Annotated in this window: 1 protein-coding gene; it reads left to right on the top strand. The window is 46.9% G+C overall.

Annotated elements, in window-relative coordinates; translation table 11 throughout:
• Window positions 1–928 (top strand): FtsX-like permease family protein (locus A3739_RS16145; protein WP_156502624.1); only part of this gene is annotated, 928 nt, incomplete at both ends.

Genomic DNA, 928 nt, shown 5'->3' with positions numbered 1-928 from the left:
TTAATAGTTCTTCAAGTGAATTGCTGGCGGCGGATAGGCAAGTCGTCTCGCCCCGAGAGTTAGATCCTGTGGTTCTTGAATACGCGAATCAGATAGGTTTACGACATGGCTTAGCAGTAGAGTTTCGGTCGATGGTTTTTAGCGATTCGGCTAGCCAGCTTGTATCCGTCAAGGCTGTTGACAATGCATACCCATTGCTAGGTTCACTTCAGTTATCTGGTCAGCCTCAAGGTAGCAAAGTCGCCTCAGGTAATATAGCAATGCAGTCGCGCCTTAATAATCTGCTTAACGTAAAACTGGGCGATAGCATCGGTGTGGGGGATGCTGATCTACTAGTTGGGCCTGCTCTGATTCAAGAGCCTGATATCGGTTTTAACCTGGGGGATATACAGCCTAGGCTATTAATGCGTCTCGATGATTTGGCGGCGACACAGGTTGTTCAGCCCGGTAGTAGGGTAAAGTATCGCTACTATTTTGCGGGTGATATCGAGCAGTTGCGAGTTTTCGATGATTGGATTGTTGAGCAGCTCGATAATAGTCAGCGTTACGAAGGTGTTGCTGATTCGCGCCCTGCGATTGCCGAGGCGCTTCAAAAAGCAGAGGCGTTTTTATTGCTGTCTTCGTGTTTGGCTGCATTGTTGTCTTCGTTGGCCATATCACTTGCTGCGAGGCAGTATTCTTCTCAGCAAATTCGAAGTGTGGCGATTCTTAAAACACTTGGTCTTACCGGGCGTGAGGTCGTATTAGTGTACGTCCTAAAACTTGGATTTATTGGACTTGTTGTTGTTTGTCTTGGACTTGTTTTAGGCCAGCTAGTTAGTGGTAGTTTATCGTCTGTCATTGCGCCGCTATTGCCTGACGTTGAACTACGTGTTGAATTTGATTTGTCGATGTCTGCCGTATTGGTAGCGGTTTTAGTCACCGTATT

The sequence above is a fragment of the Oleiphilus sp. HI0067 genome, assembly GCF_001635735.1.
Note: the sequence above shows the minus strand (reverse complement) of the source record. Positions and strands in the feature narration are given on the sequence as shown.